Raw genomic sequence first — 22,274 nt, forward strand, 5'->3', positions numbered from 1 at the left:
GCTGTAACGAGCTGATAAATTGGCTTTCACCAATGATAACGACGCTCATCCCTACGCTAGCTCGCTACAGCAGCGGAATAATAACCATATAAGATAATTCATTACAATAACTAAGCGTTATTTTCGGATAAGTACGACAATGACAATAAAAAAACCCGCACTAGGCGGGTTCAAATGATTGCGAGTGGATAAACGATACAAATTCCCACTATTTAGCCAAATTAAACCAGCTTCGGACAAAATGCAAGTTTTATGTCTTAATTTGTCGCTATCGTTTCCAAACAGTGTCTAACGAGTCACTTCGTTAAACACGCTATCCGCATAACTCTCTTCAATATCACATTTTGCCACCAGCGCCTCAAAGTAAGGCTTCCAATTACGATTCCATGTCCTTTCCTGTAATTCTGGCACCCATGCTGTAATGGCTCTGTAAGCTTTAGAGGCTGGCGTACGTTTATATCCTCTTCCAGAGCAGCGCTCACACGTTTTATCTATCGGTCGGCCAAGCAGTGCTGACTTCTCTAAATCCCGCACTCTCCCTGTACCATGACAGCGGCAGCGTTGAGATACTTTGCCTTTACCGTTGCAGTGCTTGCATAACACACCTACTCGCTCGCGTTTGATGGTAGGAGAATAAACGACCTCACCATCGGCGTTCGTGATGCCGGGATGTTTCACAACATCTTGGTAGCTATAGATGAGTCCATCACCTTTACACTTATCACATTCCGACATTGACGCCGCCGATCGTGCGTATTCTTCAAAGGCAAGTTTCGCAAGAACGACCATGCATTGCCCTAACCGGTTACCTGCAGATTTAACAACCAGTTTCGGCGCATGACGCAAAGCGTACTTGCTCAACTCTTCAACAGTGCGGATCTTATCTTGAGCACTGATACCACTTTTACCGAGGAAAGCCGCCATACCAAAGCTGGCTCTCGCTTCCGCCATGCCCATCGCCGCCATCAGGTCGGTACCCCTAATGCGATCGGGAGATGTCCCGCCAGACATACCGGTAATATTCATCCCTTTAGGCCCAAAGTGCTTTAACGCATTTTCGATTTTCATAGCAATACCCTATGGGGATTTCTGATGCCTTATTATCCCACAATGCGCAATATAACTTAATATCATTGCATTTATTGCAATCAATATTGTTAAGTAGCTTCACTCTATATTCAGAGGAGATAAGGCGGCACTCAGGCCGCCATGTCTCTTACTGGCGACGACTACCACCACTGCGCACTGTTTTGGCGCTAATGACAGAATCCGCCAGTACCTGATACCCGGTGTTCACTTGCCCATCCTGCCCCGTCCATTGGCTGATATTCATTGAACCGGAAACGCTAATGAGGTCGCCTTTTCCATGTTTAGCTAAGAAATCAGCCTGTTTTCCAAAAGCGGTGACAGCAAGCCAGAATGTGGACTGCCCATCATCAGCGGCATGGCAAGGTAGCGACACGGCCATACGCGCCAATGCCATTGAGTTGCCATTGGTTGTAGCCTTTGATTGCACGTCAGACACAAGGCGTCCATGTGCGGCAATATGTGCGGTCATTAGTCATTCTCCTCATCATCTGAATCATCAATGGGCAAACTCAACACAACGAACCGGCATTGTTTCCCCCCGTGGCTAAGTGTTTTTTTACTGATACCTTTGCTGGGTTTGTCCAACATTCCCGCATCTGCCAACGCTTGGGCAAAGGCAGTGTAATTAGCACCCGCAGCTATTTCGTCCTTGAATACCGTTGGCCATGTGTGGAAAGCGATAACATCCGTCACACGGTTCGTGACACGGTACCCTGCAAGGTTTTTAATGGGTAAATCTCGCGGATCAGAGTCTGGGTAAGGCAAATACCGACTCAAACCAAACTGCTGTAGAAATGCAGTGGCCTGCTCAACCCATGCTTTGGCTTCGCGGTTACCCATGCCGAACTCACTAACCCACGCATTAAAGCTATGCAACAATGCATCGTGGCTTACGGACTCGTCCCACCCCGTTAAATCGGAGGACAGGCGCAATGCGGCATCCAGAATGGCGAAGCGACTCGCAACACGTCGAACTTGCTCACTCGCTTCAGGGGGTAATAATGACAACCAGCGACGTTCAGAATCTCTGACAATTTTCACTGCCTGCTCATGGTGCTCTGCAAGATATGCGATCCATTTCCGACCAATGGCACCAAAGTTATTCTGATACCCATCTTTCATCGCATCCGCATGCGCCTTACCATCTGCATAGCCATGAAATTCTGTCGCTTTACTGATGGGAACGTTAAGAAGTCGGACTAATTGCCCCGCATTAATCTTCCCACCATCGGCTCGAATGTAGCTCTCTAGGTCAATTTCTCCGGTACTAAAGGCCATCGCTCGCCAGCGTTTAAGGTCGCGATTCCCGCCCTCTTTAGCGCCTTGAATTTTCCCTACACCGTTAAATAAGGCATAAGCCGATTCCGCCACCGCACGACGGTTGCCCCCCTGACCGATTTCATCCAACGGCATAAAACCATCATTATGTGCAGCAGCTTCGTTCACGAGGCCGAGTGCCGTTGAGTACCACGTGAGTTTCAACGCATCAGGTTCACCGTAAACACTACTGGCTGCATTTGCGGTAGTCGTTTTACCCGCAGAAGAGCCCCCAAACAGATGAACGCCAAAACCATCAGCCCCCGCTAAACCGATCAGCGGTGCAGACAAGGCGCAGGCAATGCCCAACATCATTGATGGATTACGATAAGCCAGCTTCGCAACACTGCCTTTCCAACTCTCGACCGTACCTTTTACGCAGTAACCTTTCGCCGCTGCCGATCGACCATTGAACAAGACTGGCCTTTCTGGACGCCCAATAATGGATGCATCCGGCATGATGTAAGCGCCGTACTGCCAACCGGTCGCATTAGCGATAGACCACAGCTCGCGGTTGCCGCTACGTTGAAGGTGATCGGCTAAGAGAGAACGCAGGCCACTTTTTGCAGTGATCAGCATTCCGCCCGACTTCATCCTTGCCCATCCCTCTTTTTCGCCAATATCGCGCAAAGGGATCGCTTCAATACGCTCTTTGTCCGTTCCCTCGGGTGTCCATGCGAGTATCAAATAGCGCTCAGCATCATCCTCACCAACGCCAACAACGTTGACTAACGTCGATAGCCATGATTCCTTTTCGAGGATTTCATTCGTACTGTTGTCCAACTTGGGCTCTACCCAGTACAGCCCTTCTCGGCGTTTATCCACGTAAGGCTTGAGATCGTTCTCTTTGTGACCTTTAGTGGGTTCGGATTGAATATCCGCCTGAGGTTGATAGAGGGCAGATGCAAAAGCTTTTGCGGCTGCTTCAAGCCCATGTTGTTGGCGGTAGTCATCCCAGTCCGCCTTTTTGTCTGTCGGCGGTACAGATACCCAGCCAGCCACGGAAAGAGCCGCTTTTTCTGCCGATAGTTTTCCGGTATTAACCCGAGGCTTTCCGTGTTCATCAACCTCACCGGGTTCGTGCCAGTCATTATCACCAGCAATAATGATCCGCGCCGATGGATAGGCTTCACGAAACATTTGTGCCACTGGCAGTAGATTACCGGCATCAATCGCGGTGACATGCAGCGCATCAGGCATCAGTAACGCTGATGTAACGCTGGTGGCGTTACCTTCGGCGATCACTACCGTTTCAACTGCGGCTGGTAGCGGCCACACCGCGATAAATGCCCCCTTCTTTTGGGTACCGGACAATAACCGCTTCTCACCTGTCGGCTTGATGATTTGCGCACCGGTAACAGCACCGTCAATCGACCGCAACACCAGCACCATTGATCCATCATCCAGCAGGGCTTCAAAGGGGCTTGGAAGCCCCTTGTTAGCAAGGTAAAGCGAATCACCCGGATGGGTTTTCAACAGCAGCCCTGCGACACGGTCCGCTATCGGCTTTTCAGTCTTATCGGCCTTGACGAGTTTCACCGGCGGTTGGATTACGATACCCGCCTGTTGTACTGTACGGTCACCGATACCCAACACCACAGCAACCATTTCAGCTGCTTCGGTGATGTTGATGCTGTTGGCTCGAGCGATCAGATCAAGTCCATCCCCATGGTTCGGTGCGTCGCACTGACGGCAATACCATTCACCACCATTGTGGTCGTCAATAAAGTGAAATCGGTCAGTACCACCACAGATAGGGCATGGTCCATGCCCGTCACGAACAGGGACATCAATGCCACACTGAGGTAAAAGCTGCGACCAACCACCAGCAGAACGCCGCTTTACCTCACGGATCAGGTCAATATTACGCATGGAACGCCCCTCCGCGTCTGGCGACTGAATCACCCATATCCGCCCGCATGGATGTCCAAAGTTCAATGCCCCGCTCGGACAATTCACCATCAACAACACACTGCGCCAGCCATTTGATAGCTATCCCCTCCCACTGAGAGCCAATGTCTTTCAGAGCCGCGAGAAAACACGCATCCACCAGATCACGTATTCCGCTAACGCCACCAATAACCTCCACGCGAATCTCCTGTCCGTCTGCATTGACAATGAACCAGTCTCCGCCGTTCTGCTGCCGGATAAGGTCGAAGATGGCTGTTGAGAACTGGTTTGCCAGCGCATTCAGGCGAAAATTCTTGGTAATGAGTTTCATATTTCCTCCTTAATGAGCCGTCGGCGCAGTAGGTAAACCTTCACGGTTCAGTTGTTCAATGAAGCTATCGTGCAAATCCGCCAATATTTCACGCCCGACCTTCGATAGCCCTTGATCGTTACCAACCATCATCGTGTAAAACCCGATGACATTTTTGACACCTTGCTCAGGGCCAAAACGCTCAATCAACGCCCCTTCGATGTTATTCGCCATCGCCAAGCGTTCGGTTAGGGGATAGAGATTCATGCTGCCATGTTCGCCGACATATATTGCACAGTCCTTGAATTCGCCCGGTCGCCATTCAACCCGCTCTGTGCCGTTTTCCTCGCGCTGCTCACGTATAAATGCGGTAGCAATCAGCCAGCGCCACAGCAGTAATAAATCACTGTCCGTTGCGCTTTTTCGGCTACTGCCCCATGCTTTGATAATGTCGAATGACAACGTGATCTCTTCTTCCCATTCGCCAGCATCCAGTCGGCGCATTACATCGGAAAATGGCACTAAATCGACGTGTTCAAATATACCCTTATGGTTGGAGCGCATAATATTGACGCCATCCGCAGTAGCCTCTACACGGTATTTACCGACAGCTTTATTTTTTCCAAATTCGGTATGAATAATATTGTTCATTAGTACATCTCCAATCCAAAGTGATTGCCTTTCGGGTCCTTTAATGCAATTTCGACGGCGTTAGCCATAAGCGATGACATAAATTCAATCCCTTCTGGCGTCAGCTTTGTATTGTCCTTATTCAACATTCCCGGATAGGTCGACTCCAATAAACTCTGGCTACTTGCCTTTCCGTATTTTTTGATGCACTCAACCTCAAAGCAGTCCTTCAGGCAACGATGCACCCCGTCAGCCGTCAGGTCACCCAAGATAATCTGCTTGCGCCCGACCGTAACGACACAGACGGAATGGCCGCAATTACGGCGCTTGCAATAATCCACAAAAGCATTAGCAATGTGCTTACGATTTGATTCAATGTTTTTATTCATAATATGAACCTCTCCGGATTCAGGCCGAGTGATGCCCCGGACTGAGTCCGTAATGAAAATAGTTAAAAGAAAATAGTCGTTAGCGTTTCGGTGTTTTATCGCGTTCCTTAATATTAAAGTCCGCTTCATCCGCATTAAATTTCAATGCTGCAATAATGCCGGGTATATACATCATCATTTCACCGATACCGCGTAAATCCTCTTTTGCTTCCGACTCGGTATAATTTTCATTATCGCAAGCCCAAAATATGGCATTACCCATAGCACCAAGCCCCGAGATTAATCCAGCGTAAGCCGCTTCAGAATGCTGGCGAATATATTTCAGGGACTCTATGTTATTTTTATCTAAGTCAGTCCTAGATAAAACATTTTCGATGTGGCTCATAGGTTACCCCCAAATAATACGTTGAGGTCGATGTTATAAACTGCCAACCATGCTTGTGCAGGCCAAGCCTTCACGCTTCCCCAGCGATCATCAACCACATCCTTTGCATCCATACCGTTATCACGACACCACTTACGTAGCGGAACAAACTTGTAGGTATCCTTTACACCCGTAGCCTTCTCGACTTTCTTGATGGTCGCGTGTTTAACACCTTCACCGAGTCTTTCTTCCAACTCCTTACAGCGGCGACTCTTGGCGCTCAGTTTGCCGAGTGCGGAGGCCTCACGCTTGCGGCTAATCTGGCCTTTGGTTCGCTCAGCATGATCAGCGCGTTCTTTCTCCGCCAGTCGGCCTTTTTCAGATTCCAACGCAAGCTGAATGATTTCTAGCTTGGATAGCTCCACTGGTGCAGATAATGCCTTGGCATCACGCTGAGTAAAGTAGAACTCGGTCAGGTCGTTGTAGTATTCCCAAGCCTGATCAGTTTCCAGCATCTTGGCGTGGTTGGCGGCGCCGCGTTCAGTCCAGAGAATCAATGAGGTTGTATGTTTATTAACCGACTCGCTTAAAGATAGTCGGAATGACTTCAGCTCATTTCCGCTGATTTTGAAAAAGTGCTTACCTTCAACAAAGCGGTTTGCATTACGGGTGTGGTTCTGCTGAATGCGGATCACCGTTGTGCCATACCCCGCCGCTAGCTGCTCTGTGGTTGCTACACGCTTCCCACGATATTCGATAACTTGCAGATCTTTGGCTTCAACAGCCATCAGCTCAGTTTTCTTAGCCATTGCACACCCCCTGTTCACCTTTGTTCTGTGGCTGTTCACCAAAATCCAGTGCATTCACCGCCTGCTGGGTCAACTCCTGAGCGACATCAACTAATGACTGCACGTACATTTGCATTTTCTTGTCGCCACTATTGAGGATCAGTTGGGTGCAATTCATCAGGTCTAAGGAGCGTTGCAAGCCAAGCAATACATTTGAGTCAGTGTGATAGATATGGTTGTTAGGCATTTTCTTCCTCCAACACTTTGCTAGCGATCCCTTCAATCAGGTCAATAAGCTCGAAGCACAGCTGGGTTTCGCGTTCAGTCGAAACGAGGTATCCGGCTGCGGCTGCCAATGCTTGGATCTTGCCCAAGGCATCAACGGGTTCAGTTCGGTTAGCTTTACGCATGGCTGGCCTCCTGACGTTGTTCGTAGATCCACATGAAACCGTCGTCAGTAGAGAACAATTGCAGGCGAGAAGGTGCAGCCGTGCGGATCTGAGCTGCAAAGGTCAGGTCCCAATCAATAAATTTGGCACGTGCTTCTGCTTCCGTGTCCGCTTCAGCGCGAAGAACAGTGGGTGTGCAGGTAGGTAAATCACTTGGGGTGCCCAAGAACAGGTATGTAAATTTAGGGCGAGTTTGGGTACTATGAGTAAATGCCATAGTGTTAGCTCCGATAACATTGTGGATAGAGGCTCCGCATGGACGGCAATCCTGCGGAGCTTCGACTGCATTAAGTGCGGCAACACTTAACTGGCACCCAGTATAGGCACTAACTGGCACCCACATCAAGTCTATATTATAATTATTTTTGATGTATACTGGCACCCAGTTAAAACAAAGGAAACCAGTGATGCCACCAGATAATGTAAATAACAAGTCACAGAAAATGCAGGCTAGAGTACCCCATGAGATTGCTGAGAATGTCGAAGCAACAAAAGAGGATGGGGAGAGTACAGCACAGTACATAATTACTGCACTTAAAGGCGAAATCAAACGACGCCAGCGCAAGAAAGCCAGACCAGAACCGGAAAGCTGAGCGGAGCTAATATCGTTAGCGCTGTGAACTGCCCCGATTATTTCGGCGTTGTTTTGCGAGTATCGTTTAGTTACCTGCAAATTTTGCGTACCTATAATTTCGGTGTACAAAGTTTGTGCAGGACTTAAAGTCCCATACAAATGCAAATCTGCGTTATTATCCAAATCTGTACTATAATGATTCTCCTCATGATTGAACGAGCAATCATCCCAAAGGGCAGCGCTGCGAACGCTGCCTTTTTCTTTTTGCGTCTTATGCGTGTCATCCCCGCTAGGAAAACTGCCAAAATCAGACTTCATCAATACATTAGGTGAAGTCCCTGCGGTGCAGATTTTAGACATAATCAATGAGCTAGCTGATTCCGTTGAATCGACGGAATTAAGCTGGATCAACAGGTTGACTAATTCTGGTTCTCTGACAGAGATAAGGCCAAACAACGAGTTATCTGCTTTCAGTTTCAAACTGGGCGTTTCACCGATTGTGATTTGCACACCTCTAAAAGAGTTGCACAAAGTTTGTGCCCAACTAATTGATAACCGCAACAGACCCTCATTAAGAGGGTTAGTGTGCTGGACAAAATCACCACAGCCCTTGTACTGCGAGGCTCTTTCTGGACACACCCCATAGATATTAGCCATTATGCTGAATCTCCCACTTGTACTTATCAAAACCAATCTGCCCCATCGCATGTACTAGCTTTTCCGCCGGACGCAGGGCTTTGAGTTCTTTCTTTCGCAGGTTCATGCCATTACTCCCCTGTGAGCCATGAAGCTGCTTAGAATGTTTGTCTGCGCGAGTTACAGTACTTTGCGCATCAGCAACCGGCATGGCAGCCAGCTCTTGCAATGACGGTAGTTCCACATGATGGAAAGTGACTGCCTCTTGGCAGCGGAAATAAGCATTCACCAATTCTTCCTGAACCAGCCAAGAAAGATCGTCCTGAAAGGGCTTAACTAGCAGCAGGTAGCCCATCTCAGTAATCACAATCCCCTTGCTGGTATGCTTCGGGAAAAACTCTGAAAGCAACTGAGTACGTATTACGTCCCCAGTTAGCTCAAAAAAGTGGCGACCCAGAGCGAACCGCGAGCGATGACGACCAAAAGCCGCTTTCGCCGTACCTTTCGGACGCTGGTGAGCAGTATCAATCATTGAGAATGTCACCACGCGTTGGCTATTAAATTCCAAGGTAGGAAGTTGTTTAAGCTGAATAAGGATTTCATTCTGGCCAGCATGCCGATTTAAATAAGCACTCATGCCAATACCTCCACCAGCAAGCCTTTAGCCGTGTAGCCCATGACCTGCTTACCCTCAACGCGCACACGTTTTTTAGTCAAAAAACGAATGTGGTCAGCATAGACATACAGCCATTTACCATCGACAGCGACACGCTTAAACGCCTTTTTCGGCTGCTCTGACGCCTGCACAAAAACGCTGTAAGCCTTTTGCGGTGCGGTTTCTTGTGGACATACCCCCTTATCATTGACAGTTTTACGGTAGAGCCAAAAGCTATCTTTCTTACCTGTTAGTTTTCTCGTACGAACCGGTACATAGCCAGCCACACGCATAGCCTTACCAAATGCAGCATCATTCGGGTAATACTGACGACGCACTTCAGTAGATACCGATACGGCAAAACTTTGCTTTGTTGAATATTCGGTCCATTGGCGAACTAATTCGATAGGCAAGCCATTAACCAAAATACCGCTCGTGATGGGTTTGGAGTGAGTCTGTCCCTCCCCAGCAAAGGGACTTTTTTTCAGTTTCATTGGTTATTCTCAGTTTAAGCTTTTGTTAGCTGTCGCGACGGCAATCGAAGGATGAATGAAAACAGCCGCAAACTCTCGCAAATAATGCACATAGGGTGTTTATGCGATCTCCTTGCGAGATTCTTCGATGCGGGAATTGATCCATTCATCGACTTCACTTTCTATGAAAGCGATAGAACGCGAACCAATTTTCACTGATGCTGGGAATTTACTTTGAGACATAAGGCGATAGATCCAAGCCTTGCTATAACCTGTACGGCGCTGAACTTCAGATAATCTAATGAATGACTGCGACATATTTACCTCGTAACGTCTATTGCGGTTTACGAGGCATATGGTTACATAGAAATAGCTAATTTTTTCATACTATTAGGGATAATGGCAGAGGATATTATTTTCACCCTAAGGGTGAGGGTAATTTGCCCCATAACTAGATGGCGATACCCTAAAGGGTTAGGGGTTAAGAGTAACTTTTACCCTCAGGGTTGAAGTAAAAAACCCTGAGGCCTAAGTGGTTAGCATTATCTCTGGATGGGACATGCCACTTTTTCAATAGCTTTAGCTAAAGCATCTGACATAGCATGTTCACTTTTTATCTTTGCGATAAGATATTCTGCTGAAGGGATGGTGGATCGAACGTTTTCATTATAAGACGACCACTCAGAGTTACGTAGTTCTATAGCAATAGCCAACGGATCATCTGTCCTGTGGTGCCCTAGTAAAATCGGAGAGCTGGATCTAAGTTGTTGCAACTCTTTTTCAAGTTCCTCTTTTTCGGTCTTTAATGTTTGAATGGTTTGCTCAAAACTATCCGCTAGTTCTATTTCCTTATTAGGTACATCAAAAGGCCATTTTATATCGTGCTTTTTTGCCCATTCTGTCACTTCATCTTTTAGAAGAGTAATATCTGCACGATGAGCCTCATTGTAACCATAATCAACAACTTCATTTGTTCCAGATAATACATTATGATCTACAGCATCCCACAATGATGCCATAAAACCGCCAATAATCTCAGCTTCAGGTAACCTGTTTATTACTTCTCTTGGCTTACAACCAGCCATAATATTAGCTACTTCTGTTAATTGAATGCCAACTCTTGTTTTGTATGGCTTAAGATAATCAGGGAGCTCTTGGGATAGTGTATCCAATTTGAAGGAAATTGCTTGTTCCAATCCTTCAATAATAAAAGAGTACTCCCAGTATTTTTCAGATAATAATGACTCACCAAAGGGATTGTCCTCAAAAACGTCACTCTTCCCAATGATAATATCTTCCAACAGACTAGAAAGGAGGGGTAGACCGTCAGATCTTTTGAACGTCGCTATACCTATCTTTTGTCCAAAATAAGGGGGATTTATATCTTGTTCAAGAGGCATACGGCTAAGAAGGACTTCAGCAGCAACCCCTACATCGCAGTTAAGCTTCTGACTAAAAAGCAATAACACATCAGCTAAACACATATATTTAGTGGACTTAGCTTCAAGCTCGTTAATAAGATCTGCACCATCTATCTGACTCATACGCCACCTCACGCCCTCTACCAATATTAGTGACTATGCCAGCCAGTAGAGGTGTGCTGGTTTTCGGGGATCAGCCTAGGCATAGCTTTGTTGGGCACAAGTCTACCTCAGTCTATTGAAGGCTACCAACAAGAATAACTGTATGAAATCACAGTTACTATCCGAGGTCACAAAATTGAGTCGAATGGTTCAAATTAGGTTATCAAAACTGTATGTATAACCAGCCACAATGAATGAAGTCGGTTAAATCACCTCAAAGTCGGGTAATGGTCGGTTAAATGCTAATGCATAACTAATTAATATATCTATAAAACATAACAATTAACCGACTTAACCAACCTAACCGACCTACTTTCTACGCACGTGAGGAAATGGAACTATTAAGCCTTCTTTCTGGCTGGCAGTCCTAACTCAAGGCTATCTATATAATCGGCATACCACTGCAGCATCTCTCTGCGCCCATCAAGATACTGAGCATGGTTGTACGTACCTCGTATGCTGTTCTTGTCCACATGGGCCAGCTGAGCCTCAATCCAAGCCGTGTTATATCCATGCTCATGAAGAATAGTGCTCATGGTATGACGGAAGCCATGACCAACGACTTTACCTGCATAACCAATACGCTTAAATACTTGGTTAATACTGGCTTCACTCATTGCTTTGCGTGAATCATTTCGTCCGGGGAACATCAGAGGGTAGTTGCCAGAAATTTCTTTTAGCTTCTTAAGTAAGCCTATAGCTTGTGTTGATAGCGGAACAACATGCGGGCGTCGCATCTTCATGCGTTCTGCAGGGATTTCCCATATAGCTTTGTCAAAATCAACCTCTCTCCATTCACCAAATCTAAGCTCCCCCGTTCGGAGCCCAGTAATAATGAGAGTCCTCGCAGCTAGTACAACCATCTCGCTGCCACTATAGCTGGTAAGGGCTTTAAAAAAGTCAGGTAACTCTTCAGACATCAGGAATGGGTAGTGTTGCGCCTCATGGCCTTGCATCGCAATAGTTAAGTCTGGTGCTGGATTATATTCAGCTCTCCCTGTCACGATTGCATAACGAAATACCTCACCGCATCGCTGACGCACTTTCTTGGCCTTTTCAGTTGCTCCGCGCTCTTCTATTCGTCTGAGGACGTTCAGTAGAACCAAAGGCTTTACATCTGAAATTTGCATACTACCGATGTAAGGGAAAATATCGTTATTGAAGGCTTCTATAATGTCGGAGGCATATCCAGCAGACCATTTCTTAATTTTGCTAGCGTGCCATTCGAGAGCTATTTCACGGAAAGTATTTTTAGCGAGGGATTCACGAACCTGTTTTTCTTCTTTTTTAGCTTCACTCGGATCTATACCTCCCGCAATTCCCCTTTTCGCTTCGTCACGTTTTGCACGAGCCATAGCCAAAGAAACATCGGGATAAACACCAATAGCGAGCAATTTCTCTCTACCTGCAATGCGGTACTTCAATCGCCAGTAACGAGAGCCATTTGGCTTCACAAGCAAGTACAGACCACCGCCATCAGCGAGCTTATAAGGTTTGTCTTTAGGCTTTGCAGTATCTACCTGACGAGCATTTAGCTTCATTGGGGGTACCTAAACTAGACCGAACAGAGAATACCCCCATATATACCCCCATTTGCATGTAGATTTTATGCTATGTCAGTAGACCAAGGGAGACTATGAAAGGCTGCGAATGCATGATTATAGAAGGGTTCTGTTGATTTTGGTAGACACAAGTAGAAGTTGAAATGGTGCCGATAATAGGAGTCGAACCTACGACCTTCGCATTACGAATGCGCTGCTCTACCAACTGAGCTATATCGGCACAGGGAGAAATTTTGCTGGGTATCGGTATCACCCGAAGTGCGGAAATTACGATAGTGAAATTCTCTAGCAGCGTCAAGGGCATCCGGTTTCGTATGACGATTTAATCAACACTCCAACCTATTTCGTTCTTAAGGATATTGTTTATATCCAAAAATCATATGAAGCCGCACACAAACGACATCACATACTGAGATTTTTCGTTAGGCTGGAAGAAGTTTCCATTATGCAGAATAGTGGAATGACCGTTCACTTGTTACGGAGCCTGTTATGTCTATCTCATCTCGCATTAATCGCCGTTATGTGTTGGCGCAACGCCCTCAGGGAATGCCCAGCGATCAGGATTTTCGCTTAGAGAAAGTCGCCCAGCCAGAGCCGGAACAGGGTCAGGTATTGTTGCGTACGCTCTATCTTTCTTTAGATCCCTACGTGCGTGGCCGTTTGGATGACGCTCCCTCCTATTCTCCCCCACTCGCGATTGGTGATGTTATCTGCGGCGGTACCGTATGTCGCGTGGAGCAATCGCAGCACTCAGATTATCAAGTAGGCGATCTAGTTTTAGCCTACACCGGCTGGCAAGACTATGCGCTCTCTGATGGTGAAGGCCTACAAAAGCTAGACGCGAATATGGCGCATCCCTCTTATGCTTTAGGTTTGCTGGGTATGCCCGGTTTTACGGGCTATATGGGATTAACCGATATCGGCAATCCACAAGCGGGAGAAACCGTGGTGGTTGCCGCAGCAACGGGCGCTGTCGGTTCTGTCGTCGGTCAAGTTGCGAAACTGAGAGGATGCCGTGCAGTCGGCATTGCTGGCGGCGTAGAGAAATGTCGCTATGCCGTTGAAAAGCTGGGCTTTGACGTATGTATAGACCATCGAGCCCCTGACTTCGCCCATCAGCTTAAACAAGCCTGTGACCAAGGCATTGATGTGTATTATGAAAACGTAGGCGGTGCCGTGTTTGACGCCGTTCTTCCGCTGCTGAATACCAAAGCGCGCATTCCCGTATGCGGTATGATCAGCCAATATAACGGACATCATAGCGACCACCAGCAAGATCGGTTGCCGTTATTCATGTCGACCATTCTAAAGAAACGTATGCGGGTTGAAGGCTTTATTATTTCGCAGGATTACGGCGATCGTTACCCTGAGTTTTATGCCCAAATGAGTACATGGCTGGCTCAGGGAAAAATTGTCTTTAAAGAAGATATTGTGGACGGGTTAGAGAACAGCATCACCGCATTCCAAGGATTATTGAGCGGGAAAAACTTTGGTAAGTTGATTATTAAAGTCGCTGAGTAGATCAAAAAAACGGCGCATTAAGCGCCGTTTTCACTTTGGCTAAATATTTAACTGCGTACTAAATCATCACCATAGCCAATCCACTTATAGGTGGTTAACGCTTCTAACCCCATTGGACCACGGGCATGGAGTTTCTGCGTGCTCACGGCCACTTCAGCACCAAGACCAAACTGGCCGCCGTCGGTGAAGCGGGTGCTGGCATTGACATACACCGCAGAAGAATCGACCTCACGCACGAAGCGATCGGCGTTGTGCATATTACGCGTCAAGATAGCGTCTGAATGCTGAGTCCCATGTTCGCGAATATGCTCAATGGCACCGTCTAATCCATCAACCACGACGACATTCAGATCCAGCGACAACCATTCATCATTTAGCTCTGCCTCTTGCACAGGCTTAACCGGCGCTGGCCCTTGGCTCAACAGCGGTAATGCTCGTGGGCAAGCGTGCAGTGACACACCAACGTCCTGCATGCGTTGACTTAACGCTGGCAGGAACTGCGATGCATCATGCTGATTCACCAGTAACGTCTCGACCGTATTGCAGGTGCTTGGGCGCTGGGTTTTGGCATTCACGATAATCTTCAAGGCCTGTTCAACGTCCATGCCCTGATCGACATAGATATGACACACCCCAATACCGCCGGTAATCACAGGGATTGTTGACTGTTCGCGGCACAGCTTATGTAACCCTGCCCCACCGCGTGGGATCAGCATATCAACGTAACGATCCAGCTTGAGCAACTCAGTAACTAACGCTCGGTCAGGGCTTTCAATCGCTTGAACGGCGTCGCTCGGCAAGCCGGCTTTCTCCAGCGCACGTTGGATCACTTTTACCGTTGCCTGATTGGTACGATGCGTTTCTTTACCGCCGCGTAGGATCACCGCGTTACCGGTTTTCAAGCACAGTGCCGCGGTATCTACGGTAACGTTAGGGCGGGCTTCATAAATCACACCAACCACACCTAACGGCACACGACGACGTTCCAGATTCAAACCACTGTCCAGCACGCTGCCATCAATCACTTTGCCAACCGGATCGGTCAGATTGCATACCTGCCGCACATCGTTAGCAATGCCTTCCAAACGACTCTGAGTCAGTTGGAGACGGTCTAACATCGCCTCGCTCAGGCCATTTTCACGAGCCTGCTGAACGTCCATCTGATTAGCTTGTAGAATAGATTCACTATCCTGCTCAAGGTAATCAGCAATCAGCGCCAACGCCTGATTTTTCTGTGCCGAGCTAAGAACAGCTAAGTGGTAGGATGCGCGTTTAGCGGCCTTACCCATTTCTTCTAACATGGTTGCTCCTTCACTGACGATCATATGCTCACGATCATATCGTCACGATGTACCGCGACTGGACCATATTCATAACCCAGTACGCCGCTGATCTGTTGGGAATGATGACCGGCAATCATGCGCAGCGCATCGCTGTTGTAGCGGCTTACGCCATGGGCAAGATCGCGCCCTTCCAAGTTACGGATACGGATCACTTCACCACGTGAGAAATCACCGCTAACTTCACGGATCCCTTTTGGCAGCAGTGAACTTCCACGCTCTAAAATAGCCGCAACGGCACCGTCATCCACGGTGATCTCGCCCGCTGGTGGCGCACCAAAGATCCAGCGTTTACGATTTTCCAACGGTGTTTCCAGCGCATGGAAACGAGTCCCAACGGAAACACCGTCAATCACGTCTCCAACCACGCCCGGCTTGCTACCCGCCGCGATAATCACATCGATACCGGCGCGACACGCCACGTCGGCAGCCTGTAATTTAGTCGTCATACCGCCCGTACCAAGACCCGATACACTATCGCCCGCAATACCGCGCAGTGCATCATCGATGCTGGTGACTTCACGAATAAGTTCAGCCGTTGGGTTATGGCGGGGATCGGCGGTAAATAATCCTGCCTGATCGGTTAACAACAGCAGTTTGTCGGCACCCGCTAAAATCGCCGCGAGCGCGGAAAGGTTGTCATTATCGCCAACTTTAATTTCCGCGGTGGCGACCGCATCATTTTCGTTGATAACAGGAACGATGCGGTTGTCCATCAGAGCATGCAGAGTGTCACGCGCATTCAGAAAACGCTCACGATCTTCCAAATCGGCGCGCGTCAGCAACATTTGCCCAATGTGAATACCGTAAATGGAAAAGAGCTGTTCCCACAGCTGGATCAAACGGCTCTGTCCTACGGCAGCCAGCAACTGTTTTGAGGCAATCGTTGCGGGGAGCTCGGGGTAGCCCAAATGCTCACGTCCAGCGGCAATCGCACCGGAGGTTACAATCACAATACGATGCCCCGCCGCATGCTGTTGAGCACACTGGCGAACGAGTTCCACGATGTGGGCACGGTTTAGACGGCGCGAACCGCCGGTCAATACGCTGGTACCTAGTTTTACAACTAGGGTTTGGCTGCCACTCATAATCTTTTGCCGTTTATTGGTGTTTGAGAAATTAGGGGAAAGAGAAAAAGTATCAGGAGAGGCGCGTTATGCCAACAGGCATAACGCAAAAGCACACTTATTACTGCGCCGGATCAGGCTCTAAGGCGAACTAACTCTTCAGAAAAGTCGTCGGCTGGCTGAATTTTAATCTCGAGCGTCGTTAAAAGCTCTTGTAGGCGGTTATGGAAGTTAAGCGAGGTTTGTTCTAATTTCTCGGTCACTTCGGGATCTTTAATAACTTGCTCTTGCCAAACACCCTGTTTGTCGAATAGCCCAAACGAATAGCGATAGGTGAAATGTGTTTCCTCAGCGGCCAGATCGAGCCACCATCCCCAAAATTCTCGTTTTTCCGGATTCGGTTTGACGTTGACGCAAACAGCCAGACAGTCAAAAAAGAAATGGTCTTCCTGACACTGCCCCGAACGAATGTAAGGGCCAAGCGCAGTAAATTTTTTGATTAAGCGGCTTTTAGAGTAACCACCTGGTAATGTCATACAGCATCCTCCTGTTGTGGTTACTCTTTTTTAACAAATTTACAAACTTTAGCAATCAAATTAATATGATTGTTCGCTAATCCAATCACAAACTTGATGTAAAGCCTTATGAAAACCTTCATACAGTGGCGATGATGGCACCATCAGTAATTTGCCATTCAAGGAAGAATCGACGATTAGCTTAGCCTCAGATTTCGGGCAGAATGGATCGCGATCCCAATATCCTGCCAGCATCGGCGTTTGACAGCGGCGTCCTAACAATCCCTGCGTTTTCAATGAATAACAGCTTAGCTCAGTGCGCAAAGCGGCATCCGAAATGCTCTCCATTCCCAGCCTGCTGGCTAAAACATCGATGTACATATCAGGCACTCGCTCCTGAATACGCGGGTCACAGAGCAAGTTGTGCACCACCGGTCCCAAAGTTGCGACCGCACGTAAACGGCGAGGCTCCAGATAAGCCAAACGTACCGCCACGTTCGCACCAAACCTAAAACCAAATAGCGATACACGAGTGTGATCAACCCACGGCACATTCGGCAATGCGTTTAAGACCTGCTGATGCAGGCGGCTGGAATCCTGAGTCAAACAGTAATGTGACGACATACCGACCGAAGGCATATCAATGGTTAACATCGCCATGCCTGCTGGCGCTAGATAATCGCGGAACAGACGATGGCTATCGCTCTGCATCATATCCAATCCACCACAGATCAGCACCGTAGGGAAAGGTCCGTTGCTGTTATCCGGCATATGCAAGAAACCGGTGATCTTACGACCGCCGTCAATGGCAAACTCAATCTCTTTAAGCGAATAAGGCAACAGTTTGGCCGATTCTTCATAGGCACGATTAGCCAAAACCTCGGCCTGCTCAGCCAGATCGTCACCTTTTAAATGCGGATAAGCCGCGATGCTGTAGAGATTTGCTGCCTGAAGCCAATAATCTCCAGCCACCTGCGGATCTTTTTCTTCCTGAGCGCGCTGTTGCCAGCCCATGGCCTGATGTGACCACTCATAGATCCAGTTACCGCTGCGATAGCCCACCACGGTGTCGAGCAACTTTTCGTCGCTACGTTCTGCCGTAGAGGCTGCAATACGCGATAATACATGCTCAATCTCAATAGGTGAGACGCCACGCCAGACCCACATTAGGCGATTAATCGTGCGATACCAATTGGCCTGCGAGGTTCCCTCCAGCGCAGAGGCAATCGAAGCCTGTGGAACATGCCCATGCCGTTTGACCAGCGTGGATGTTTCACGATGCTTAAATCGAGGTTTGAATAAGGTTTCAGAAAGGTTTGCTTGGGACATGATAGACGGCAGCCTCCGAGTACTGTCTTTACCGTCGCAAACAAGAAGCGACGGAGCTAAATCTCGCACAGCGAGCGCTAAAGCTAGTGTAACGAACTCGGGAGCTAAAAAACAAACGTCCGGACAAAGCCGGACGTTTCTTTACATCAAATTTGATAGCCAGAGGCTAATTAGCGAGCGCTGATGGGATCAACGAAGCAAACGGCCATATCCCATGGCTGTTCAATCCACGTATTCTGTGGGATATCGATGACGTAATCATCAACCAGTGGACGACCGGCTGGTTTTGCGAAGATAGTCACGAAATGCGCTTTTGGATACATTTCGCGAATCGCCAGTGCTGTACCACCGGTATCAACCAGATCGTCGATAACGATAAAACCTTCGCCATCGCCTTCAGCACGCTTAACGACTTTGAGCTCACGCTGGTTGTCATGGTCGTAGCTGGAGATACAAACGGTATCAACGTGACGGATACCCAGTTCACGCGCCAGTAATGCGGCAGGAACCAAACCACCACGGCTTACCGCAATAATTCCAGTCCACTGTTCAGAAGGCATCAGGCGTGCAGCCAGCTTACGTGCGTGCATTTGCAACACATCCCAAGTTACAACGTATTTTTCGCTCATTAATAGTGTCCCAGCCATAATATTCATGGCTTAAAGATTGGTCGGGGGGGAAAAAAGGTTGCGCGAGATTATAGAGAGCCAGAGCAATAAAAACCAGCCTCTTTCACACAAAGGCGCACTGCTGATGACGGATTTAGTGCCTTAGTCTGTCCACATAAGCAAATATAGTGGTATTCTCTGAAAAAATGAGAATATCTCTTAACCCCCTATTGTGTCGCTCTTGTCAGCAGCACAACTGATCATCAGGAGACTTAACGTGTCTGAACTGTCTCAGCTATCTCCACAGCCACTATGGCAAATCTTTGCGGATATCTGTTCTATTCCCCACCCTTCTTATCATGAAGAAGCTTTGGCCGCGCACATCGTTGCATGGGCAAAAGAAAAAGGTATCCACGTTGAACGTGATGAAGTCGGTAACGTCTTGCTGCGCAAACCCGCTTCCCGTGGAATGGAAAATCGTAAACCCGTTGTGCTACAAGCTCATCTGGACATGGTTCCACAGAAAAACAACGATACCGTACACGATTTTACTAAAGACCCCATCCAGCCATACATCGACGGTGATTGGGTAAAAGCACGTGGCACCACGCTAGGCGCTGATAACGGTATTGGTATGGCCTCTGCGCTGGCCGTTCTGGCTGACGATAGCGTTTCTCATGGTCCTATTGAAGTGCTATTGACCATGACCGAAGAAGCCGGCATGGAAGGTGCGTTCGGCCTGAAAGCCGGCTGGTTACAGGCTGATATTCTGATCAATACCGACTCTGAAGAAGAAGGTGAGATCTACATGGGCTGTGCTGGTGGCATCGACTTCATCACCACGCTGCCGCTGCAGCGCGAAGCCGTTCCTGCAAGCCATGACATCGTTAAGCTGACGATCAAAGGTCTGAAAGGCGGCCATTCGGGCGGTGATATCCATCTAGGTTTAGGCAATGCCAACAAACTGATGGCGCGCTTTTTAGCTGGCCACGCCACCGAGCTGGGTCTGCGTGTACTGAATCTGAACGGCGGTACGCTGCGTAACGCAATTCCGCGTGAAGCGACAGCGGTATTGGCCGTTCCTTCGGCAAATCTGGCGAAACTAAAAACGCTGGCAGAAACCTTCCTGAGCATTCTGAAAATCGAACTCGCCGCGGTAGAAAAAAACCTGAATATTCTGGTTGAATCCGCACAGAGCGATTCTCAAGCCCTGACGGCTGATAGCCAGCAGCGCTTCATCGCCCTGTTGAACGGTACGCCTAACGGCGTTGTTCGCATGAGCGACGAAGTGAAAGGCGTGGTGGAAACCTCTCTGAACGTAGGTGTGGTGACAACAGACGCCAAAGAAGCACAAATTATCTGTCTGATCCGTTCTCTAATCGACAGCGGCAAAGACTCGGTTGTGAGCCAATTGACCTCGCTGGGTGAACTGGCTGGCGCACACGTTGAAGCTAAAGGGAGCTACCCTGGCTGGAAACCAGATGCTAACTCTCCAGTGATGCATCTGGTGCGTGAAACCTATCAAAAGTTGTTCGACACTACGCCGAACATCATGGTGATCCACGCCGGTCTAGAGTGTGGTCTGTTCAAAAAGCCTTACCCAGAAATGGATATGGTTTCTATCGGCCCAACCATTACCGGCCCACATTCCCCAGATGAGCAGGTTCACATTGCCAGCGTTGGTCAATACTGGCAGCTGCTGACCGCACTGTTAAAAGCGATTCCAGAGAAAGCTTAGTCCCTCTGATTGTTTAGCAAAAAACAAAGCCAACCCTCGGGTTGGCTTTTTTGTATGTTAACGCTAACCATCAATATCCAGAGAAAGCTGTTTTTCTAGCTGAGGATCAAGCAACGTCACGTGCAACCCCACCAAACGAACTCCACGCCCAGAGCGGCGTTCATCCCATGCCTGCTGAGCCACTTTGAATAAATCTTGTTTATCAAGCACTGGCCATACATGCTCCTGCGTTGTCTGTTGGAAGTCATGAAATTTGAGTTTTACCCCCTGACGAGCAATATGCAGATCAGGCTGTACTTTACGCAAACGACGCTCCAACTCCTCATACAGCTTTTCCAACAACACTTCGCATTCATCCCAACGATGAATATCTTCCGACAGCGTTCTCTCAACGCCGACCGACTTACGCAAACGGTCGGGCATTACTTCGCGCTCATCTTGACCATGACAGCGCTCCCATAAGACGCGGCCAAATTTACCAAAACGGCGCAATAACTCCGCCAAATTATAACGGCGCACGTCAGCGCAGGTATTCAGCCCAAGCTCACTCAGCTTAGCCGCAGTCACTTTGCCCACACCGGGTATCTTTTTCAGCGGTAGTTGAAGGATAAACTCATCAACCTGAGCAGGTGTGATCACGTATTGGCCATTTGGCTTATTTAAATCTGACGCTATTTTTGCCAAGAACTTGATTGGGGCAATACCGGCAGATGCCGTGAGATCCAGCTCTGCTGCAATATCCTTACGGATTTGCTCTGCAATCAGCGTGGCCGAGCCATGACATAAAGTACAGTCTGTGACATCAAGATAGGCTTCATCAAGCGACAGCGGCTCAATCAGAGACGTATAGCGCTGGAAAATACTGCGGATATGATTGGAGACATCTTTATATACATCCATGCGCCCCGGCCGCAACGTGAGATGGGGACAAAGTTTCAGCGCCTGCCCTGTTGGCATGGCACTACGCACCCCGAATTTACGCGCTGCATAGTTCGCCGTACTAATGACGCCACGGCGATCGCGGCTACCACCGATCGCCAGCGGAACATCGCGTAATTCAGGGAAATCACGCATTTCGACTGCGGCATAAAAGCAGTCCATATCGACATGAATGATTTTGCGCATAAAAAGAATATTGGAGTTGATGACTGTATAAGTATACAGGTTATTTGTGGGGGATGGGAAGTGGGGGAATTTTGTTCGTCTGCCGTTGATGTGGCCGCGGGGTATTGTTTCTTTCGCCTGACGTTTATGAGGCTCCGGTGTAATATTTCGTTCGCCAATCAGCTGCGCGGGGGCTCTCAACTCGCGCGCTTTTATCCGAGACGCCATCTCCGCTCCGGTTTGGAACGTCAATATCCTATGGGATTGCGGTGACTATGGGATTGCAGTGAAATATTTCGTTCGCCAGTCAGCAAATGCATTTCCATGAGCCCACTGGCGAAGG

The 22,274-nt window shown here is 48.3% G+C and carries 25 protein-coding genes and 1 tRNA gene; 3 read left to right on the forward strand and 23 right to left on the reverse strand.

Features of this window, described 5'->3' with window-relative positions:
* Positions 1-288: 288 nt before the first annotated feature.
* The 11 genes from HMPREF3091_RS02140 to HMPREF3091_RS02185 all read right to left on the reverse strand — a co-directional run bounded on the left by HMPREF3091_RS02140 (position 289) and on the right by HMPREF3091_RS02185 (position 7,569).
* Positions 289-1,068: an antitermination protein Q gene (locus HMPREF3091_RS02140; RefSeq protein WP_070713829.1), complete on the reverse strand. Its 780-nt coding sequence runs from the start codon at positions 1,066-1,068 to the stop codon at positions 289-291.
* Between the two features lie 148 nt (positions 1,069-1,216).
* On the reverse strand, positions 1,217-1,558 hold the full coding sequence (locus HMPREF3091_RS02145; RefSeq protein ID WP_051874088.1) for a single-stranded DNA-binding protein: 342 nt from the start codon (positions 1,556-1,558) through the stop codon (positions 1,217-1,219).
* The gene (locus HMPREF3091_RS02150; RefSeq protein WP_070713832.1) at positions 1,558-4,278 is read right to left on the reverse strand and encodes a TOPRIM and DUF927 domain-containing protein; all 2,721 of its coding nucleotides are present in this window, start codon (positions 4,276-4,278) and stop codon (positions 1,558-1,560) included. Before HMPREF3091_RS02150 ends, HMPREF3091_RS02145 begins: the two co-directional genes overlap by 1 nt.
* A complete protein-coding gene (locus tag HMPREF3091_RS02155; RefSeq protein WP_070713835.1) occupies positions 4,271-4,627 on the reverse strand; it encodes a hypothetical protein in 357 nt (118 codons plus the stop codon). The genes HMPREF3091_RS02150 and HMPREF3091_RS02155 overlap by 8 nt, the downstream gene beginning before the upstream one ends.
* A 9-nt stretch (positions 4,628-4,636) precedes the next feature.
* On the reverse strand, positions 4,637-5,257 hold the full coding sequence (locus HMPREF3091_RS02160) for a hypothetical protein (protein WP_070713838.1): 621 nt from the start codon (positions 5,255-5,257) through the stop codon (positions 4,637-4,639).
* Complete coding sequence (locus HMPREF3091_RS02165; protein WP_004092361.1) at positions 5,257-5,625, reverse strand: hypothetical protein; 369 nt, start codon at positions 5,623-5,625, stop codon at positions 5,257-5,259. The genes HMPREF3091_RS02160 and HMPREF3091_RS02165 overlap by 1 nt, the downstream gene beginning before the upstream one ends.
* A gap of 79 nt (positions 5,626-5,704) precedes the next feature.
* Positions 5,705-6,010, reverse strand: a complete 306-nt coding sequence (locus tag HMPREF3091_RS02170; protein ID WP_070713842.1) for a hypothetical protein — start codon at positions 6,008-6,010, stop codon at positions 5,705-5,707.
* Complete coding sequence (locus HMPREF3091_RS02175) at positions 6,007-6,798, reverse strand: ORF6N domain-containing protein (RefSeq protein WP_070713845.1); 792 nt, start codon at positions 6,796-6,798, stop codon at positions 6,007-6,009. Before HMPREF3091_RS02175 ends, HMPREF3091_RS02170 begins: the two co-directional genes overlap by 4 nt.
* Complete coding sequence (locus HMPREF3091_RS02180; protein ID WP_070713850.1) at positions 6,791-7,024, reverse strand: hypothetical protein; 234 nt, start codon at positions 7,022-7,024, stop codon at positions 6,791-6,793. The genes HMPREF3091_RS02175 and HMPREF3091_RS02180 overlap by 8 nt, the downstream gene beginning before the upstream one ends.
* Positions 7,017-7,187: a hypothetical protein gene (locus tag HMPREF3091_RS22590; RefSeq protein WP_168168164.1), complete on the reverse strand. Its 171-nt coding sequence runs from the start codon at positions 7,185-7,187 to the stop codon at positions 7,017-7,019. The genes HMPREF3091_RS02180 and HMPREF3091_RS22590 overlap by 8 nt, the downstream gene beginning before the upstream one ends.
* A complete protein-coding gene (locus tag HMPREF3091_RS02185) occupies positions 7,180-7,569 on the reverse strand; it encodes a host cell division inhibitor Icd-like protein (RefSeq protein ID WP_371328670.1) in 390 nt (129 codons plus the stop codon). The genes HMPREF3091_RS22590 and HMPREF3091_RS02185 overlap by 8 nt, the downstream gene beginning before the upstream one ends.
* Positions 7,570-7,633: 64 nt before the next feature.
* Between HMPREF3091_RS02185 and HMPREF3091_RS22805 the strand changes: the two genes are divergently transcribed.
* Positions 7,634-7,819 (forward strand): YlcI/YnfO family protein, encoded by a 186-nt coding sequence (locus tag HMPREF3091_RS22805; protein WP_083321338.1) that lies wholly within the window; start codon positions 7,634-7,636, stop codon positions 7,817-7,819.
* Between the two features lie 630 nt (positions 7,820-8,449).
* On the opposite strand, the gene HMPREF3091_RS02190 is transcribed toward HMPREF3091_RS22805, so the two are convergent.
* The 6 genes from HMPREF3091_RS02190 to HMPREF3091_RS02215 all read right to left on the reverse strand — a co-directional run bounded on the left by HMPREF3091_RS02190 (position 8,450) and on the right by HMPREF3091_RS02215 (position 12,929).
* Positions 8,450-9,073, reverse strand: coding sequence for an ORF6N domain-containing protein (locus HMPREF3091_RS02190; protein ID WP_070713853.1), 624 nt, complete (start codon positions 9,071-9,073; stop codon positions 8,450-8,452).
* Positions 9,070-9,585, reverse strand: a complete 516-nt coding sequence (locus HMPREF3091_RS02195) for a hypothetical protein (protein WP_070713855.1) — start codon at positions 9,583-9,585, stop codon at positions 9,070-9,072. The genes HMPREF3091_RS02190 and HMPREF3091_RS02195 overlap by 4 nt, the downstream gene beginning before the upstream one ends.
* 99 nt (positions 9,586-9,684) lie before the next feature.
* The gene (locus HMPREF3091_RS02200) at positions 9,685-9,882 is read right to left on the reverse strand and encodes a helix-turn-helix transcriptional regulator (protein WP_070713858.1); all 198 of its coding nucleotides are present in this window, start codon (positions 9,880-9,882) and stop codon (positions 9,685-9,687) included.
* 224 nt (positions 9,883-10,106) lie between these two features.
* Entirely contained in the window at positions 10,107-11,108 is a 1,002-nt protein-coding gene (locus tag HMPREF3091_RS02205) for a hypothetical protein (RefSeq protein ID WP_070713860.1), read from the reverse strand.
* A gap of 380 nt (positions 11,109-11,488) precedes the next feature.
* The gene (locus HMPREF3091_RS02210) at positions 11,489-12,688 is read right to left on the reverse strand and encodes a tyrosine-type recombinase/integrase (RefSeq protein ID WP_070713864.1); all 1,200 of its coding nucleotides are present in this window, start codon (positions 12,686-12,688) and stop codon (positions 11,489-11,491) included.
* A 165-nt stretch (positions 12,689-12,853) separates the two neighbouring features.
* Positions 12,854-12,929 (reverse strand) — tRNA-Thr (locus tag HMPREF3091_RS02215).
* Between the two features lie 269 nt (positions 12,930-13,198).
* On the opposite strand from HMPREF3091_RS02215, the gene HMPREF3091_RS02220 reads away from it, so the two are divergent.
* Complete coding sequence (locus HMPREF3091_RS02220; RefSeq protein ID WP_070713865.1) at positions 13,199-14,230, forward strand: NADP-dependent oxidoreductase; 1,032 nt, start codon at positions 13,199-13,201, stop codon at positions 14,228-14,230.
* A 47-nt stretch (positions 14,231-14,277) separates the two neighbouring features.
* On the opposite strand, the gene proA is transcribed toward HMPREF3091_RS02220, so the two are convergent.
* The 5 genes from proA to gpt all read right to left on the reverse strand — a co-directional run bounded on the left by proA (position 14,278) and on the right by gpt (position 19,110).
* Positions 14,278-15,531, reverse strand: a complete 1,254-nt coding sequence (proA, locus tag HMPREF3091_RS02225; RefSeq protein WP_070713868.1) for a glutamate-5-semialdehyde dehydrogenase — start codon at positions 15,529-15,531, stop codon at positions 14,278-14,280.
* A gap of 20 nt (positions 15,532-15,551) precedes the next feature.
* Positions 15,552-16,658: a glutamate 5-kinase gene (gene proB, locus HMPREF3091_RS02230; RefSeq protein WP_004095198.1), complete on the reverse strand. Its 1,107-nt coding sequence runs from the start codon at positions 16,656-16,658 to the stop codon at positions 15,552-15,554.
* A 113-nt stretch (positions 16,659-16,771) separates the two neighbouring features.
* A complete protein-coding gene (gene crl, locus HMPREF3091_RS02235) occupies positions 16,772-17,173 on the reverse strand; it encodes a sigma factor-binding protein Crl (protein ID WP_070713871.1) in 402 nt (133 codons plus the stop codon).
* A 60-nt stretch (positions 17,174-17,233) separates the two neighbouring features.
* Positions 17,234-18,481, reverse strand: a complete 1,248-nt coding sequence (gene frsA / locus HMPREF3091_RS02240; RefSeq protein ID WP_004095194.1) for an esterase FrsA — start codon at positions 18,479-18,481, stop codon at positions 17,234-17,236.
* 170 nt (positions 18,482-18,651) lie between these two features.
* The gene (gene gpt, locus HMPREF3091_RS02245) at positions 18,652-19,110 is read right to left on the reverse strand and encodes a xanthine phosphoribosyltransferase (RefSeq protein WP_035503893.1); all 459 of its coding nucleotides are present in this window, start codon (positions 19,108-19,110) and stop codon (positions 18,652-18,654) included.
* A 256-nt stretch (positions 19,111-19,366) separates the two neighbouring features.
* Here gpt and pepD point away from each other — a divergent pair, with 256 nt between their 5' ends.
* Positions 19,367-20,827 carry a beta-Ala-His dipeptidase gene (pepD, locus tag HMPREF3091_RS02250; RefSeq protein WP_070713874.1) on the forward strand — a complete coding sequence of 487 codons (1,461 nt, stop codon included), beginning with the start codon at positions 19,367-19,369 and terminating at the stop codon, positions 20,825-20,827.
* Positions 20,828-20,890: 63 nt separating this feature from the next.
* Here the strand turns inward: pepD and dinB are convergent, their stop codons facing one another.
* Positions 20,891-21,952 (reverse strand): DNA polymerase IV, encoded by a 1,062-nt coding sequence (gene dinB, locus HMPREF3091_RS02255; protein WP_035503907.1) that lies wholly within the window; start codon positions 21,950-21,952, stop codon positions 20,891-20,893.
* Between the last annotated feature and the right edge of the window lie 322 nt (positions 21,953-22,274).

Source organism: Hafnia sp. HMSC23F03 (genome assembly GCF_001816025.1).
Taxonomy (GTDB): Bacteria; Pseudomonadota; Gammaproteobacteria; order Enterobacterales; family Enterobacteriaceae; genus Hafnia; species Hafnia paralvei.